The following is a 15,023-nucleotide window of genomic DNA, read 5'->3' on the forward strand; positions in this document are numbered from 1 at the left end:
TCCGGCCTGGATTAACCCCGAACCTATGGGAATGGTCTTTCTACCATGGAGACAACGTCCATCCTCGCGCGTGACCTCGCGGCGCTCGGCCGTGTGACGGAAGGCACGTCCGCCGAGGGCGTCCTGCGCGGGATCACCGAAGCGGTGGCCCGGGGCGTCCCCGGCTGCGCGGGCGGCACCGCCGAGCTCTGGATGGAGGAGCGGGTGCTGCTCGCGGCCTCCCACAGCGAGCTCACCGCGCTCATCGACCGCGAGCGCGACCTGCGGGAGGGTCCGTCCAGGGAGGCGCTGACGAGCGGGCGCCCGGTGTCGATCCCGGACGTGATGCGCGAGTCGCGCTGGTCCCGCTACGCCGCCACCGCCGTACGGCACGGCGTGCGCTCGGTCCTGGTCGTGCCCATCGCGGTCGACAGCGCCGTCGCCATCATCGGCCTGTACGGCGTGCGTCCCGGCGTCTTCACCGCCGGGGGCTCGCTGATGGCCCTGCTGCGCGAGCAGGTGACGGTGGCGCTGGCCAACATCTGGGAGTTCGACGACGTGCTGACCGGCGCGGCGCAGATGCAGGAGGCGCTGGCCGGCCGCTCGGTGATCGACCAGGCCAAGGGGATCATCATGTCGAAGAGCGGCTGCTCGGCCGAGGAGGCGTTCGAGGAGCTCCGGCGGGTGTCCCAGCATCACCAGGTGAAGGTGGCCGACCTGGCCCGGCTCCTGGTCACCGAGCACCAGCAGAAGCACGGGGGAGCGGCGCCGGAGTGATCACCTATCCCGACGGTCGCGCGCACGGCCCCGGCGGCTCAGGCGGCGAACGCGGCCAGGGCCTCGTCGAGGGTGTCGAACAGCGGCAGCCGCTGGGACAGGCCCGTCACCCACATCACCTTGGAGTTCGGGTACTGCACGGAGACCAGCGCGAAGTTGCCGCCCGCGGTGGTGGAGCGCTGCCAGTGATGGACGATGAGGCCGAGCGCCCGGGAGTCCATGAACGTGACTTTGCCCAGGTCGAGGATCAAGTCGGGGCCGTGGTCGTCCGCCGCCGCGTCCAGGAAGTCCGAGAACTGATCACGTGTGGTGGCGTCGAGGACACCGTTCACGTGGATCACCACGATGTCTCCCGCCATGCTCGACGACAGGGACAGCAATCCGTTGTTCGACACCTCGCGCCTCCTCTGCCGCAACATTACTGGGGCCGGAGGGGTGGTGAAACTCCCGACTTTGCGGCAATATACTGAAGCAGAGGTCCAGCAGAGGGCCTCGTCTCGATACTGTAGCGAGGCGTGCCTTCTGCCTGGTCACCCCAGCCGCGTAGGCGCCCTCGCGAGAAAAATACGAGGGGACTGCGCAGATGGCTGCCGAGGTCCGTGCAGAGACCGCCAGCAATCCGACCGCCGAAGAGCTCCTGGACGAGCTCACCCGGGACGACGTGTCCGAGGTCCGGCGGGAACGCCTCCGTGAAATGATCGTCGAAATGCACCGTCCGATGGCGAGGGACATCGCCCGGCGGTACCTCAACCGGGGCGAGCCGATGGAGGACCTCCTTCAGGCCGCGTACGTCGGCCTGATGAAGGCCATCAACGGCTTCGACCCCACCCTGGGTCACAGCTTCCGCGGGTACGCCATGGTCACCATGACGGGTGAGGTCAAGCGGCACTTCCGCGACCGCACCTGGGCCGTCCGGGTGCCCCGCCTCTACCAGGAGCGCCGCGCCGAGCTGAACCGGCACGTCGCCGACATGACCCAGGAACTCGGCCGGTTCCCCACCGTCGCCGAGCTCGCCAAGAAGATGGGCCTGTCCGAGGAGGACATGCTCCTCACCATGGACGCCTCCGCGGCGTACAGCACCCTCTCGCTGGACGCGCCGATCGGCGCGGACGACGACGCCGCCGCGCTCGGCGACGTGATCCCCGAAGAGGACGACGCGCTCGACACCCTGGTGGACAAGGAAGCGCTGAAGCCTCTCATCGACCTTCTCCCCGAGCGGGAGAAGAACATCCTCCTGCTGCGGTTCTACGGCAACATGACGCAGGCCGAGATCGCGGCGGAGTTCGGCATATCGCAGATGCACGTGTCGCGGATCCTCCGCAAGACCCTCGACCAGCTTCGGGCGGAGCTTGTCGCGGGATGAGGAGATCGCGACGATACCCGGGGCACCGCCTGTGTTCAGGCGGTGCTCCGAGGTATCTTCGTCCTGCCCACAGCCCACAGGTCCTGAGATAGCCCGATTGGCGGCGGGAGGCGTGTACCGCGTGAAAGATGACGGCGTTCCCGCGCACGTCACCGGAGCGGCGAGGGAGCGTACCTTCTCCTTAGCCGATCTTCCTGATCTGCGGGAGTTCGCCGCCGCCGAGGCGCAGCGCCGCGGTATGCCCGAAGACGCGCTGGGCGATTTCCTCGTGGCGCTCAACGAGGTCGCCACGAACGCGGTCACACACGGGTCGACGAAGGCCCGGCTGGGATTGTGGCGTGAGGGGCCGGCCCTGGTGGTGGCGGTCCACGACGACGGCCGCGAGTGGCGTCCGCCGGCCGTGCCCGGCCACGACCCGCCGCCCGAGAACGCCACCAGCGGCATGGGCCTCTGGGTGGCCCGCCTGCTGAGCGACGATCTCCGTGTCACCGCCGGACCCGGCGGGAGCACCGTGGTGATGCGTTTCCTCCTGGAGTGAGGGTAAGGGACGGCCATGGCTGTCCCACGGATTCTGATCGTCGGCGGCGGATACGTCGGCATGTACACCGCACTGCGCCTGCAGCGCAAGCTCCGCCGTGGCGAGGCGCTCGTCACCGTCGCGGACCTCGACTCCTACATGACCTACCAGCCCTTCCTGCCGGAGGCCGCGGCCGGCAACATCGAGGCCCGGCACGTCGTCGTCCCGCTCCGGCGGGTGCTGAACCGGTGCCAGATCCTCAGCGGACGGATCACCCAGGTGCGGCTGGCCGACCGCAAGGCGGAGTTCGAGCCGCACGAGGGGCCCGCCCTCACCATCGCGTACGACTACCTGGTCATGGCGCCCGGATCGATCTCGCGGCTCCTGCCGGTGCCCGGCCTGGCCGACAACGGCATCGGGTTCAAGACCATCGAAGAGGCCATCGCGCTGCGCAACCACGTGCTCGGCAGGCTCGACGTGGCCGCCTCCACACCCGACCCCGAGGTCCGGCGCAGGGCGCTGACCTTCGTCTTCGTCGGCGGGGGATACGCCGGGGTGGAGGCACTGGCGGAGCTGGAGGACATGGCCGCCGACGCCTGCAAGTACTTCGACGGGCTCAGCCGCGCCGACATGCGCTGGGTGCTCGTGGAGGCGACCGACCGCATCCTGCCCGAGGTGGGGCCGGACATGGGCCGGTGGACGGCCCAGCAGCTGCGTGAGCGGGGCATCGAGGTCCGCATGGGGACGATGCTGAAGTCGGCCGAGGGCCGCCACATCGTGCTCAGCGACGGCGACGAGTTCGACACCGACACCCTCGTCTGGACCGCCGGCGTCAAGCCGCACCCGCTCGTCCGCGCCGGGGACCTGCCGGTCGACGAGAAGGGCCGGGTCAGGGTCGACGCCGGGATGCGCATGCACGGGACCGACTTCGCCTTCGCCGCCGGAGACTGCGCCGCCGTTCCCGACCTCACCCGGCCGGGTGAGTTCTGCCCGCCCAACGCCCAGCACGCCGTACGGCAGGCCAGGACGCTGGCCGACAACGTGCTGGCGACGCTGCGCGGGCAGCCCCGGAGGCCGTACCGGCACAAGTACGCGGGGTCGGTGGCGAGCCTGGGACTCTACAAGGGCGTCGCGCAGATCTACGGCCGGGAGCTCAGGGGGTTCCCCGCGTGGTTCATGCACCGCACCTATCACCTGACGCGGATGCCGACCTTCAACAAGAAGACCCGGATCCTCATGGACTGGACGCTCGGGTTGTTCTTCCCCAGGGAGATCGTGTCGCTGGGGGCCATCGAGGAGCCGCGTAAGGAGTTCACCCTGTCGGCCCGATCCTGAGCTGCCCGCATCCGGCGCATCCTGCGTTCATGCCGGTGCTGTGGCGGGGCGATGGCGTCGGCATACCAGCGCCGAACTGGCCTTCCCTACCTTGGGGTCATCCCTGGTGAGCGGCTTCGGCCCCCTGGAAGGCGAGGAGTAGCCATGCCCGAGGCGAACGACAACCCGAGCACCGAGCCGGAGATCACGGGAGAGGAGGCCCCCGAGGTCGTCGCGCACTCCGGTGAGGAGTCCGAGGACGCCCCCGGATGCCTGGTCCACATCGTCGTCAACTAGGCCGTACGGCAGGGCCGGCCGACGCGGCCGGAACCCTGCGGACGCTCCCCCCGGGCGCCCCACCACATCGCCCGGGCGGGTCCCGCCGGCCCCGACCCTCCGGGAGGGGCCGGACATCCTCGTCGTCCCCGCTTGGAGGATCCGGTGATCGAAGGGAGCGACCGCGAGGACGAGGCGTCCCCGCGGCTGATCCGGGGAGAGCGCGGCTGGTGGTTCCTGGGACCGGGCGGCATCGCCCGGCTCGGGGACGGGCATCTGACCCCGGCGCGCACGCTGCGCCCGGACGTCGAGCGCGGGCTCCGCGAGCAGGGGCTGTTCACCGTACGCCCCAGTCGCAGCTACTCCCTGACCGTGCTGACGGCCACCGCGTGCAACCTGGGCTGCGCCTACTGCTTCCAGAACGTGGAGCAGGACGACGGCGGCACCAGGCCGCCGCGCATCGCCTCGGTCCGGCTGACCTCCGGCGTCATCGCCGAGATCCTCGACTTCGTCGGGCGGCGCCAGGCGGAGTCGGGGCTGGACGGCCTCGTTCTCACCATCTTCGGCGGAGAGCCGCTGCTGAACCCGCGAGGCTGCCGTGAGCTGCTCGAACGCGCCGCCGGCTACGGGCTGCGCGACGCGGTCATGGTCTCCAACGGAACGCTGCTGACCGCGCGGGTGGCCCGGCAGCTCGCGGGCCTGGGGCTGCGGTCCGTACAGGTGACCTTCGACGGCGACCGGCCCGACCACGACCGGATCCGGGTGCGCAGGACGGGCGGCGGCACGTTCGACGCCATCGTGGGCGCCATGGCCGCCATGACGGAGGCCACCTCTGTCAGATGCGACCTGCGGGTCAACGTCTCCGCCCGGAACGTGGCGGGAATCGACGCGCTGGTCGAGCGGCTGGCCGCCGGGCTGGACCCGGCCCGGTGCTCCATCCACTTCGCCCGCGTCGGCGACGCCGGCGTCGGTTACGAGGAGACGCTGGCGTACTCCGACGATCTGGCGGACCGGTTCATCCGCTGGCAGCGCCGCGCGCTCGACCTCGGCTTCGCCGTACCCCGTCCCCACGTCCGGCGGCCCTGCAACGCGTGCTCCTACCGGGACGGCAAGTACGGGGCGGTCGTCAACCCCGATGGCGGGCTGTACAGCAGCTGGACCACCGCGGGCAGACCCGGGTGGCGGGTGGGCACGGCCCGCGACGGCTACCTGCCCCGCGAGCGGACCGAGGACCTGTGGGCCACCTGCGAGGACACGTACGGCCGGCCGGACGACACGCGGGCGGCGGCGAGCTTCCGCGACCGGGTGGACGCGGCGCACCTCGACCACCTCAGCGCGACCGGCCGGCTGCGGGCATGATCGAGGGTCGCACCCGGGAGTATCCCGCCGCTCCCCGGGAGGACCGGTCCGAGGTGTTCCACGGCCACGCGGTGGTTGACCCGTACCGCTGGCTGGAGGACTCCGGCGACGAGCGGACCCGCGCGTGGACCGCGGCCCAGGACGCGCTGTTCGACGCGGAGCGGGCCGCGTGGCCGCACCTGGAGAAGTGGCGGATCGCGCTGGCCCGCCTGTACGCGTTCCCGCAGTCGTCGGCGCCCCGGCCCCGCGGGGACCGCGTCTTCTTCACGCACCGGGAGCCCGGCGGGGAACACCCGGTGCTGCTGGTCGCCGGACACGGCGCCGTACGGCCCCTGGTGGACCCGCTCTCCCTCGACCCGAGCGGGCGGACGGTGCTGGAGGCGTGGCATCCCTCCGTCGAAGGTGACCTGCTCGCCTTCCAGATGTCCGCGGACGGCCTGGAGGACTGCGTGCTCCGGGTGGTCGACGTCGCGACCGGCGTCCTCGTGGACGGTCCCGTCGACCGTGTGCGGCGGACCCCGGTCGCCTGGCTGCCGGGCGGCCGGGCCTACTACTACGTGCGCCGCCTGGATCCCCGGCTCAATCCGGGGGAGGAGCGCTACCACCGGCGCGTCTACCTGCACCGGGTGGGCGCGGACCCGGACGACGACGTCCTCGTCTTCGGTGAGGGCCGGGAGAAGACGAGCTTCTACACCGTCGCCGTCACACCGGACGGCCGCTGGCTGAGCGTCTCGTCCACCCTCGGCACCCGTCCCGCGACCGATCTGTGGCTCGCCGACCTGGCCGGCCCGGCAGACGTGACCGGCTTGGACGGTCTGGCCGGTGCTCCCGGCCGGCCCCGGTTGCGCGCCGTGCGGACGGGCACGCCCGCCCGCAGCAGGCTTCACATCGCCCCCGGCACGGCGCCCGGCGACCCGATCTGGCTGCGTACGGATCTGGACGCCCCCCGGGGACGGATCGTGGTGACCACCGCCGCGGACACCGATACCGCCGGCGCCGTCGAGGAACGGTGGCGCACACTCGTCCCTGAGCGGCCGGACGCGGTGCTGGAGGACTTCGCGCCGCTGCGCGACCCGGCGCTGCCGCGTCCGCTCGCGCTGGTCTCCTGGACCCGCCACGCCGTGTCCGAGATCACCCTGCACGACCTCGCCGACGGCCGGGAACTGGCCGAGGTGCCGCTGCCGGGCAGGGGCACCATCGGCCGGTTCGCCACGCGGCCGGAGGGCGGACACGAGGTCTGGTTCGGCTACCACGACCACGTCACGCCGCCGAGGGTGCTGCGCTACGACGCGCGTACGGGGACGCTGGAGACCTGGCCGTGCCCGGCGGCCCCCGCCACGGCACCTCCGACGCGGACGCCCGGCCCGTCTCGGCCGCCGGGTGTCTCCCCGGCGTCGGTCCCGTCTTCTTCCGCCACCCTTTCCCCGGCGCCGGAGCCGGGCTCGGTGACGACCACGCAGGTCGCCTTCCCGTCCCGGGACGGCACCGCGGTGCGGATGTTCGTCCTCTCGCCGTACGGCGTGCCGGACCGCCGGCGCCCGGCGATCCTCACCGGCTACGGCGGCTTCGGCACCTCCATGACCCCCGTCTACACGCCGCAGGCGCTGGCCTGGGTCCGGGCCGGCGGGGTCTACGCGATCGCGTGCCTGCGCGGCGGGGGAGAGGAAGGCGAGGAGTGGCACCGCGCCGGGATGGGCCCGCGCAAGCAGACCGTCTTCGACGACTTCGACGCCGCCACCGATCTGCTGATCGGCCGGGGCTGGACCGCCCCCGACCGCCTCGGTGTCCTGGGGGAGTCCAACGGGGGGCTGCTCGCCGCCGCGGCGCTCACCCAGCATCCGGACAAGTACGCCGCGGTCGTCTGCGTCGCGCCGCTGCTGGACATGCTCGCCTCCGAGCGGCTGGGCATGGGCCCGAGCTGGCGGGCGGAGTACGGCAGCGTGCGCGACCCCGGGGAGTTCCGCGCGCTGCTGGCCTACTCGCCCTACCACCGGGTGCGCGAGGGCCTGCCGTACCCGCCGGTGCTGTTCGCCGTCGCCGACGGCGACACCCGGGTGGACCCGGGCCACTCGCGCAAGATGTGCGCCCTGCTGCAGCACGCGTCGGCCGGCCCGGGCCCCGTGCTGCACCGGCTGGACCGGGGCGTCGGCCACGGCGCCGGTGCCGCGTCCACGCAGCTCGCGCTGCTCGCCGACGTCGTCGCCTTCCTCGCGCGGCACTGCGGCCTCGACCCGGTGGGCCTGCCGTGAACGTCCTCCTCTGCCCGTTCAGCGACGCCGGCTACCTCTACCCCGCCCTCGCGGTCGGCCGGCAGCTCCGCCGGCGCGGGCACGCCGTCTTCCCCCTCGTCCGGCCCGGCGCGGCCGGCGTCGCGGGTGAGGCGGGATTCGCCGCGCTGGACGCGCAGGAGTACGGCGGAGTCCGCGCCTTCTCGGTCGCCTGGTGGGGCGAGACCGGCGCCGTCCAGTACCGGGCCGTGACCCGCGCGGCCCGCGAGGTCCGGGCCGACGCGCTGGTCACCTCGATCCTCTGTCATGGCGCGATCCTCGCCGCCGAGGCGCTCGACCTGCCGGTGGTGGTGCTGGGCTTCGCGGCGCACCTGTGGACGTACGGCCGCGGCGGCGAAGGGGAGCGGCACGGGGGCGCCGTCACGCGGGAGCTGCGGCTGCTGGAGCTGCTGCGCCTCTACGGCCTCACGCGGGAGCGGGCCGGGTTGCCGCCCCGCCGGGACCTGCGGCGGGACCTTCCGCTGATCGGGTCGGGCCTGCTGCTCCGCGGCGACCCGGCGCTGGAGCATCCGGGGGCGGAGCTGCCCGAGGGGGTGCGCCACGTGGGGCCGTGCGCGTGGGAGCCCGCCGCCGACCCGGCCGCGCTGCACCGGCTGACCGGGCAGGTGCGCCGGGTCGGGAAACCCGTCGTGTACGTGCATCTGGGCCGGGTGTTCGGCGGAGAGAGCATGTGGCCCCGGCTGAACGCGACGTTCACCGGCGGCCCGTTCCAGGCCGTGGTCGAGCGGGGCCGCTCCGGCGAGCCGCGGCCCGCCCCGGGAGCGGACGTCGTCGTGGTGCGCGAACCCTGGATGGGACCCCTGATCGAGCTGTCCGACGTGGTGCTGACGAACGGCACCTCGTCGCCCGTCCTGGCCGCGCTCATGCGGGAAAGGCCCCTGGCCGTCGCGCCGATCGGCTCGGAGCAGCCACTGCTGTCCGAGGCGTGCGTACGGGCCGGGGTGGCGGTCGGGTTTCCCCCGGGCCCGGGCCCGGCGGGCGACGGCGTCGCGGCGCTCGGCACCGCGTACGCGGGCGGGCTGGGCGAGCGCGTGCGGGAGCTCGGCGCGCGCCTGAACGCCTCCGGCGGCGCCGCCGCTGCCGCCGACGCGGTGGTCGCCGCCGCCTGTTCGGCGAGGGCGTCCGCGCACGACGGCCGACCGGCCGAGGCCGTCACGGCCACGGTGCCGGACGGGCCGCTGCGAACTGACATCGGTGCCGCGCCTTCCGGTGCGGCCCTCGCCGGTGCCGCGTCACCCGCACACGTAACGGTCGAGGGCGGCGGGTGGGCTCACGCCTCCGCCGCTTCCGACGGCATCGGCCCAGACAGAGGTGACCCATGAGCGAACCCGCGCCCCTGCGGCGCAACACGCGCTTCCAGTTCCTGTGGCTGGGCTCGGTGACGTCGGAGCTGGGCTCCTCGCTGACCGGGCTCGCCCTGCCGCTGCTGATCCTGGCCGTCACCGGCTCCGCCGCGCTGGCCGGGCTCGCCGCCGCCTGCCGCATCGCCACCGGGATCCTCGTCTCGCTTCCCGCTGGGGTGTGGGTGGACCGGTGGGACAGGCGCCGGATCCTGCTGTGCGCCGAGGGGGTGCGGGCGGTGGCCATGGCCACCCTCGTGGCGGCGGTCCTCGCCGACCGGGTGACGATGGGGCACGTGATCGCCGTGGCCGTGACCAACGGGGCCGCGGACGCGTTCTTCCGGCCCGCCCGCGACGCGGCCATCCGCGCGGTCGTCCCCGCGAGCCAGCTCATGTCGGCGTACGCGCAGGACGAGGCGCGCGGCCACGCGACGGTCCTCGCGGGACCGCCGCTCGGCGGGTTCCTGTTCGGCCTGGGCCGGGTCGTCCCGTTCGCCGTGGACGCGGTCACCTACGTCGTCTCGCTGGTGTGCGTGCTGCTGGCCAGGGTCCCGCGACGGCCCGCGAATGTCGAGGGCTCCGGCAGGACCCGGATGCGGGCGGACATCGCGGAGGCGGCCCGCTGGCTGTGGCATCGGCCCCCGCTGCGGGCGGCGCTGGGTTTCTCCCTGGTCGCCAACCTCGCCGCCAACGCGCTGCTGCTGCCGGTGGTCGTGCTGGTCGGCTCCCGCGGCGGCGATGGCGCGGTGACCGGGATGGTTCTCGCGGGCCTGGGGCTGGGCGGTCTGCTCGGAGCCGCCCTGTCGGCGAAGATCGGCGCCCTGCTGCCGCCCGGCAAGCTGATGCTGGTGGTGGTCGGCGTGTTCGCGCTCGCGATATGCGCGACCACCCTCCCGTTCGGCGCCTACTGGCCCGCGGCCCCGCTCATCCTGGCGATGATCGCGGCTCCGGCGCTCAACGTGGTTCTGCGCGTGCTCGTGGCGACGCTCGTGCCGGACGCGATGATGGGCCGGCTGGTCTCGCTGCTCCAGGTGGCGACCATGGGTCTGGCCCCGCTCGGGCCGTTGCTGGGCGGTGTCCTGGCCGACCGTGCCGGCGGCGTCGGCGCGCTGCTCGCGATCGGCGGCTCGCTCGCCGTGTGCTGCGTCCTGGCCGCGACGAGTGCCACGCTGCGCGGGCTCGAAGGCGCCCCGGAGGCGGCCGTGCCGGTCGAGGCGATGCCCGCTGAGGCGACATAGGCAGGCTGGGGCGGGACCGGGAACTCGTCGGGCCTCGCGGGAGTGTCTCCCGCGAGGCCCGACGAGTTCTCCAGAGGGGAATGACCGGGTCAGCGACGGACGCGTCCCCCGCGCCAGCTGCCGCGGTTGACGCCCGCGGTGCCGACGCCGGCCTGGTGCAGGGCGAGCAGGCACAGGCCGAGGGCGATCAGCGCGGTCATGCCGATGCCGATACTCGCGTTGAGGAGGTCGAGGAGGAAGGCGATCCCGAAGACGATCGCCGCGGCGATGGCGAGCATTGTTACCTCACTTCCGGGTCAACTGGGCAAGTAACGTGCGGTACTCGTGCAGGGCCAGGCGCAGCGCCTCGGTGTCGCCCCGCTCGTTGTCCTTCCACTGGCCGAGCAGTGCCTCACGGCGGGAGGTGAAGGCCGACAGGGCCTCCTCCACCAGCGCGTCCGCCTGCTCGACCGACTGACGAGGATCGTCGACGAACCCCGACTTGATCTCACGCCACCGGCCTTCCAGCGCGTCGTCCAGAACGGCCCCCGTGCCCGGGGCGTTCGTGGTCGCGGCCGGGTAGGCCACCGGCCCGTCGAGGGTTCCGGCGGTGTCCGGGGTGGTGGCGTACGCGGTGTCCTGGGTGGCGGGATAGGCCACCGGCCCGTCGGCGGCGGTGTCCGCGGACGTCAGGGCGTCCTGGTCCGCGCCGGGGGTGGTCACGTCGTCGCCGACGCCGTGGTGCACATCGTGGCTCCGCCGGTCTTCGTAGCTGCCGGCCGCGTCGCCGTCGGCGGTGGAGTAGCCGGCGGGCTCGTACCCGGCCGAGGCGCCAGTCTCGGCGTCGCCGGTCCGGTCGCCCGCGACGAGGACGTCGCCCTCGACACCGTCCCGGCGGGAGTCGCGGCGCGAGTCATGAACCGAGCCATGCGGCGACTCTTCGGACGACGTGAGGACGTCGTCGCCCGCCTGGCCGTGCGCGTTCCGGAACCGGTCGTCGGCGCGGTCCGCTTCGTCCCTGTCCGCATAGTCCGCGTGGTCAGGGTCGTCGCCGGTGCCCCGCACGGCGCCGTCGCCGTACGCGGTGTCGTCGGTGGTGGTGCCCGTGGCGGTGTCCGGGGTGGTGTCCGTGTCCTGGACCGCGCCGTCCCGGTAGCCGGCGACGTACGCGTCGCTGGGTGCGTAGACCGGGCCGGGACCCTCGTGCTCGTCCCGCCTGGCGTCGTCGAGCGCCCGCTCGCGGCGAGCCTCCTCCTCCAGGGGTTCGGGGGTCTCGGGAGTCGGCTGCTCGGCGACCTCGTCGCGCTGGTCGTATCGGTTCGTCCGCATGGTCATCGCCCCGCATTCCGCACGTCGGCCCGGCGGCCGTTCACCGGGACGCCGTCGTAGTCGTCGTAGTCGTCGGTCGTGTAGGCGGTGCCGTTCCGCGCGGCGCCGTCGGCGTCCACATGGCCGTTGGCGTGGCTGTTCACGTGTCCGTTCGTGTGGCTGTTCACGTGGCCGTTCACGGGAGCGTCGGCGCCGTCGCCGAGAAGCTCCTGGAACAGCGCCCGGTAGTGGACCATCGCCTGACGGAGCTCTTCGGTGGTGGCGTCCTGGCGGGCGGCCCGGCTGCTGATCTCGTGGGCGTTGCGGTAGTGGTCCAGAGTGGTCGCGTGGGCCACCGACAGGTCGCTCAGCCGCTGCTCGAAGTCGTCCGTCGGGTAGCCGCGCGCCGCCATGACCGCGGTGACCAGGGCGTCCGCCTCGGTGACGGCGAACCCGGGAGCGTCGACGAAGTGCTCCTGCACGTCGGTCCACTTCCGCGAGTACTCGTCCCGGGTGTGCGGGTCGAGCGGGCGGATGTCCAGCTCGGCGTGGCGCTCCTCGCGGGCGCGCAGCTCCTGCTCGGCCTCCTTGCGGCTGTCGCTCTCCCGTACGGCCCGGTCGTACTCGGGGCCGAACCGGTCCTGCAGGTGGCGCCGGCGGTTGCGCGCGGACACCAGGTAGCCGACTGCCAGGATCACCAGCACGGCGACGATCGCGACGGCCACCCATGCTACGGCGGTCATATCTGCCTCCAGGGGTGAGTGCGTTGTTCATCCGCACTGCCCGGGAATACGCGCTTCACGCATTGCGTAATCGCGGATTCTGCGGGTAAAGGGCCGTTGACCAGCAGAGGAGGTTGCCATGGGCTTCGGGGCCAGTCTCGCCTTCATCGCGGTCGGCGCGGTTCTCGCGTTCGCCGTCAAATGGGACGTTCCTGGAATCGACCTGCAGATGATCGGGTGGATTCTCATGCTCGTGGGCATCGCCGGCATGGTGCTCACCAGTCGCTACACCCGCCGGCCGCGGGTGGCGGAGGAGACGGTGGAGACCATCGAGCCGGACACGATGTACACCGTGGATCCGGCGGCCGAGCCGCACACCCACGTGCGCGAGACCGAGACGCACAGCACCGTCCACCCGGGGGAGCGCCGCGTGCACGTGCGCGAGGAGACCACGCCCCTTCCGCGTGACGGCGTCTGAGCCTGGGCGAGCCGGGACGCGTCCATGGACAGGTGAATGTCACCGGTCCCTTGTCCGCGGCCTGGCCTGCGCCTCCCGGGCCAGGCGGGTCGCTCAGCGGGCCTGGCCCGTCGCTTCCTGGGCCTGCTCGGTGGCTCGGCGGGCTTCGCCGAGGACCCGGGCGATGTGGGAGTCGGCTCCGGCGGGCACCTCGTGAAAACCCCGCTCGGGGTCGTAGGCGATGTCGAGTCCGTTGTCGACCAGCCGGGTGGCCCACCGTACGGCGGTGTTGAGCTTGTCCGCAGGAATGCGGCGGCCCTGGGCCACGGCGGAAAGATTCCGCAGGTTGGTGGCCGGGCCGCTCTGGCTGTGCGCACGCCTGAGCGTCCACGGCAGGGCGCGTCTGTGGTCTGTCATGCGCTTCGACAGCCCCGCTGCCCGCTTCGCCTGCAGGATGCCGGACTCCGTCACGCCGAAGTGGTCGGCGAGGCGTGCGTTCGTCCATCCCTCAGCGGCCAGCCGTGCGAGCTCCTCCTGGTCGATGCGCGTCTTCCTCCCCATGATCACAAGCCTAGGCCGCCCCGGCCGGTCATGTACGCACACAGCCGGAAACTGCGCTAAGGTTTGCATGTGCTCGGGGAGACCAGGGCAACGGGACGTAGCGCAGCTTGGTAGCGCACTTGACTGGGGGTCAAGGGGTCGTGGGTTCGAATCCCGCCGTCCCGACATAGTTTTAGCAGGTCAGGGCCTAGATCTCTTCAGTGAGACGGGCCCTTTTCTGTTGCTGAGTGACTAACTGAGTGACTGTCATCGATGACACGGAACTGGGTGTCTACCGGCCCTGAATCCCCACCGAATCAGAGGCTCCAGGCGCAGCCGCCGCCTCCCCGGCAGCCCGGGTGTCCACGGCCAGGGAGACGATGCTCTCGTATAAATGGGCGGCAGGTCGAAAAGCTTGATCATAGAGACAGCGATCTCTCGGCCCTCAGGTCATGCAGCAGCGTATGTCTCATCAGCCCTGTGACTGAGGTTGTCACATCCGACGTCCGCCTTGGATGCCTGTACGGCGGGGCGCCGTCCCCGTGTCTGCAAGGACGGTCATGCCTTTCGCGGCGTCCACCACACTCGTTCTCCTTGGTCGGGAGGGCTGAGCGGTGGAGGAGCCGAGCACTCACGCTGTTCGCCGCATCCAACGTACGACGATCGTTGGTGTCGCGCTACTGGCGCTGATCGCGGCCGTCGTGTCGTTCAGGCACATGCACGACTCTGTCTGCGCCATGGTGAGGACCACCTGGCCGCGGTGCTCATCCCGATCGCCGTCGACGGCCTGATCGTCGTCGCCTCGATGTCCATTCTTCTGGCCAACCGGTACGGCTCCCGCGGAGGTGTCTTGGTTTGGAGCCTCCTCGTGGTCGGCAGCCTCGCCAGCCTGGGCGCCAATGTCGCCATCGCCGAGCCCAGCCTGATTGGCCGCATCATCGCCGCTTGGCCTTCACTGGCCTTGATCGGCAGCTACGAACTCCTGATGTCCCAGATCCGCCGCTGCGCGGGAGAACAGCTAGAAGCTGGGGATCTTCCTGCTCTCGATGCTGATCCTGTCACCGCTGTGGACGCTGACCTCGAAGAGCAGCAAGACGATGGGGAGAAAGACACCGATCTTTCCGCTGAGCAAAACAGGAACGCCCGGACGCTGCAGCGAGAGGCCTGGCGATGGGCGCAGCAGACCCGTGCGGAAGACGGAGATCTGCCCACAGGCGTCGCCATCGCCAGGGCCTTTGCCCGCAGCCCCCGCTGAGGCCGCCTGGTCAAGAAGGCCGGGCTGGCCGGCGAACTCGGCTAACGCTGGGTTGATAATTCGGTGCTTCGACCGCCCGGGTCGGCGATCGTCGATGCGCGCGGGCGGCTGGCTGCTGCGGCAGCTCCGATTGCGACGGCCCCGGCTCAGGATCGGGCCGGATCCTCAGCGTGTCGCCGAAGTCGTCGGTGACCATGACGGGCAGGGTCCAATGACCGGCACCAGTGCGTCGGCAACCTGCCAGGCCTCGTGCAGGCGATGGGGGGCGATATCAACGACGAGTACAGTGCCCGACGGGCCATGCCCGATTG

16 protein-coding genes and 1 tRNA gene are annotated in these 15,023 nt (G+C 72.0%); 12 read left to right on the forward strand and 5 right to left on the reverse strand.

What is annotated here, in order from left to right; translation table 11 throughout:
• The first annotated feature begins 45 nt into the window (after positions 1-45).
• Positions 46-756: a GAF and ANTAR domain-containing protein gene (locus Mam01_RS02860; protein WP_150933259.1), complete on the forward strand. Its 711-nt coding sequence runs from the start codon at positions 46-48 to the stop codon at positions 754-756.
• A gap of 38 nt (positions 757-794) precedes the next feature.
• Here the strand turns inward: Mam01_RS02860 and Mam01_RS02865 are convergent, their stop codons facing one another.
• A complete protein-coding gene (locus Mam01_RS02865) occupies positions 795-1,151 on the reverse strand; it encodes an STAS domain-containing protein (protein ID WP_239100980.1) in 357 nt (118 codons plus the stop codon).
• A 188-nt stretch (positions 1,152-1,339) separates the two neighbouring features.
• On the opposite strand from Mam01_RS02865, the gene Mam01_RS02870 reads away from it, so the two are divergent.
• From Mam01_RS02870 to Mam01_RS02900, 8 genes are all read left to right on the forward strand, one after another.
• On the forward strand, positions 1,340-2,119 hold the full coding sequence (locus Mam01_RS02870; RefSeq protein ID WP_150933264.1) for a SigB/SigF/SigG family RNA polymerase sigma factor: 780 nt from the start codon (positions 1,340-1,342) through the stop codon (positions 2,117-2,119).
• A 121-nt stretch (positions 2,120-2,240) separates the two neighbouring features.
• Positions 2,241-2,657, forward strand: a complete 417-nt coding sequence (locus Mam01_RS02875) for an ATP-binding protein (RefSeq protein WP_225311330.1) — start codon at positions 2,241-2,243, stop codon at positions 2,655-2,657.
• Positions 2,658-2,672: 15 nt separating this feature from the next.
• Positions 2,673-3,971, forward strand: a complete 1,299-nt coding sequence (locus Mam01_RS02880) for an NAD(P)/FAD-dependent oxidoreductase (RefSeq protein ID WP_204283895.1) — start codon at positions 2,673-2,675, stop codon at positions 3,969-3,971.
• Positions 3,972-4,115: 144 nt separating this feature from the next.
• Entirely contained in the window at positions 4,116-4,247 is a 132-nt protein-coding gene (locus Mam01_RS37205) for a hypothetical protein (RefSeq protein ID WP_275408888.1), read from the forward strand.
• Positions 4,248-4,391: 144 nt separating this feature from the next.
• Positions 4,392-5,585 carry a radical SAM protein gene (locus Mam01_RS02885; protein ID WP_204283896.1) on the forward strand — a complete coding sequence of 398 codons (1,194 nt, stop codon included), beginning with the start codon at positions 4,392-4,394 and terminating at the stop codon, positions 5,583-5,585.
• On the forward strand, positions 5,582-7,834 hold the full coding sequence (locus tag Mam01_RS02890; RefSeq protein WP_204283897.1) for a prolyl oligopeptidase family serine peptidase: 2,253 nt from the start codon (positions 5,582-5,584) through the stop codon (positions 7,832-7,834). The genes Mam01_RS02885 and Mam01_RS02890 overlap by 4 nt, the downstream gene beginning before the upstream one ends.
• The gene (locus tag Mam01_RS02895) at positions 7,831-9,195 is read left to right on the forward strand and encodes a glycosyltransferase (protein WP_204283898.1); all 1,365 of its coding nucleotides are present in this window, start codon (positions 7,831-7,833) and stop codon (positions 9,193-9,195) included. The genes Mam01_RS02890 and Mam01_RS02895 overlap by 4 nt, the downstream gene beginning before the upstream one ends.
• On the forward strand, positions 9,192-10,451 hold the full coding sequence (locus Mam01_RS02900) for an MFS transporter (RefSeq protein ID WP_204283899.1): 1,260 nt from the start codon (positions 9,192-9,194) through the stop codon (positions 10,449-10,451). The genes Mam01_RS02895 and Mam01_RS02900 overlap by 4 nt, the downstream gene beginning before the upstream one ends.
• 89 nt (positions 10,452-10,540) lie before the next feature.
• Here the strand turns inward: Mam01_RS02900 and Mam01_RS02905 are convergent, their stop codons facing one another.
• Genes Mam01_RS02905 through Mam01_RS02915 form a run of 3 tightly spaced genes read right to left on the reverse strand, consistent with a single transcriptional unit; the run spans position 10,541 to position 12,481 of the window.
• Positions 10,541-10,729 (reverse strand): hypothetical protein, encoded by a 189-nt coding sequence (locus Mam01_RS02905; RefSeq protein ID WP_150933272.1) that lies wholly within the window; start codon positions 10,727-10,729, stop codon positions 10,541-10,543.
• A gap of 7 nt (positions 10,730-10,736) precedes the next feature.
• Positions 10,737-11,759, reverse strand: a complete 1,023-nt coding sequence (locus tag Mam01_RS02910) for a hypothetical protein (RefSeq protein ID WP_204283900.1) — start codon at positions 11,757-11,759, stop codon at positions 10,737-10,739.
• 2 nt (positions 11,760-11,761) lie between these two features.
• Positions 11,762-12,481, reverse strand: coding sequence for a hypothetical protein (locus tag Mam01_RS02915; RefSeq protein ID WP_204283901.1), 720 nt, complete (start codon positions 12,479-12,481; stop codon positions 11,762-11,764).
• 118 nt (positions 12,482-12,599) lie between these two features.
• Here Mam01_RS02915 and Mam01_RS02920 point away from each other — a divergent pair, with 118 nt between their 5' ends.
• The gene (locus Mam01_RS02920; RefSeq protein ID WP_150933273.1) at positions 12,600-12,938 is read left to right on the forward strand and encodes a DUF6458 family protein; all 339 of its coding nucleotides are present in this window, start codon (positions 12,600-12,602) and stop codon (positions 12,936-12,938) included.
• A 93-nt stretch (positions 12,939-13,031) separates the two neighbouring features.
• Here the strand turns inward: Mam01_RS02920 and Mam01_RS02925 are convergent, their stop codons facing one another.
• On the reverse strand, positions 13,032-13,478 hold the full coding sequence (locus Mam01_RS02925; RefSeq protein WP_204283902.1) for a hypothetical protein: 447 nt from the start codon (positions 13,476-13,478) through the stop codon (positions 13,032-13,034).
• Between the two features lie 91 nt (positions 13,479-13,569).
• Here Mam01_RS02925 and Mam01_RS02930 point away from each other — a divergent pair.
• Positions 13,570-13,643, forward strand: a tRNA-Pro gene (locus Mam01_RS02930).
• A 574-nt stretch (positions 13,644-14,217) separates the two neighbouring features.
• Positions 14,218-14,712, forward strand: a complete 495-nt coding sequence (locus Mam01_RS02935; protein WP_239100981.1) for a DUF2637 domain-containing protein — start codon at positions 14,218-14,220, stop codon at positions 14,710-14,712.
• The last annotated feature ends 311 nt before the right edge of the window (positions 14,713-15,023 follow it).

The organism is Microbispora amethystogenes, assembly GCF_016863015.1.
Taxonomy (GTDB): Bacteria; Actinomycetota; Actinomycetes; order Streptosporangiales; family Streptosporangiaceae; genus Microbispora; species Microbispora amethystogenes.

What these genes read in the sequence shown, in the direction of transcription:
- Mam01_RS02860 (WP_150933259.1), top strand. Translation starts at nt 46, where the DNA reads ATGGAGACAACGTCCATCCTCGCGCGTGACCTCGCGGCGCTCGGCCGT.
- Mam01_RS02870 (WP_150933264.1), top strand. Translation starts at nt 1,340, where the DNA reads ATGGCTGCCGAGGTCCGTGCAGAGACCGCCAGCAATCCGACCGCCGAA.
- Mam01_RS02880 (WP_204283895.1), top strand. Translation starts at nt 2,673, where the DNA reads ATGGCTGTCCCACGGATTCTGATCGTCGGCGGCGGATACGTCGGCATG.
- Mam01_RS37205 (WP_275408888.1), top strand. Translation starts at nt 4,116, where the DNA reads ATGCCCGAGGCGAACGACAACCCGAGCACCGAGCCGGAGATCACGGGA.
- Mam01_RS02890 (WP_204283897.1), top strand. Translation starts at nt 5,582, where the DNA reads ATGATCGAGGGTCGCACCCGGGAGTATCCCGCCGCTCCCCGGGAGGAC.
- Mam01_RS02900 (WP_204283899.1), top strand. Translation starts at nt 9,192, where the DNA reads ATGAGCGAACCCGCGCCCCTGCGGCGCAACACGCGCTTCCAGTTCCTG.
- Mam01_RS02905 (WP_150933272.1), bottom strand. Translation starts at nt 10,729, where the DNA reads ATGCTCGCCATCGCCGCGGCGATCGTCTTCGGGATCGCCTTCCTCCTC.
- Mam01_RS02910 (WP_204283900.1), bottom strand. Translation starts at nt 11,759, where the DNA reads ATGCGGACGAACCGATACGACCAGCGCGACGAGGTCGCCGAGCAGCCG.
- Mam01_RS02915 (WP_204283901.1), bottom strand. Translation starts at nt 12,481, where the DNA reads ATGACCGCCGTAGCATGGGTGGCCGTCGCGATCGTCGCCGTGCTGGTG.
- Mam01_RS02920 (WP_150933273.1), top strand. Translation starts at nt 12,600, where the DNA reads ATGGGCTTCGGGGCCAGTCTCGCCTTCATCGCGGTCGGCGCGGTTCTC.
- Mam01_RS02925 (WP_204283902.1), bottom strand. Translation starts at nt 13,478, where the DNA reads ATGGGGAGGAAGACGCGCATCGACCAGGAGGAGCTCGCACGGCTGGCC.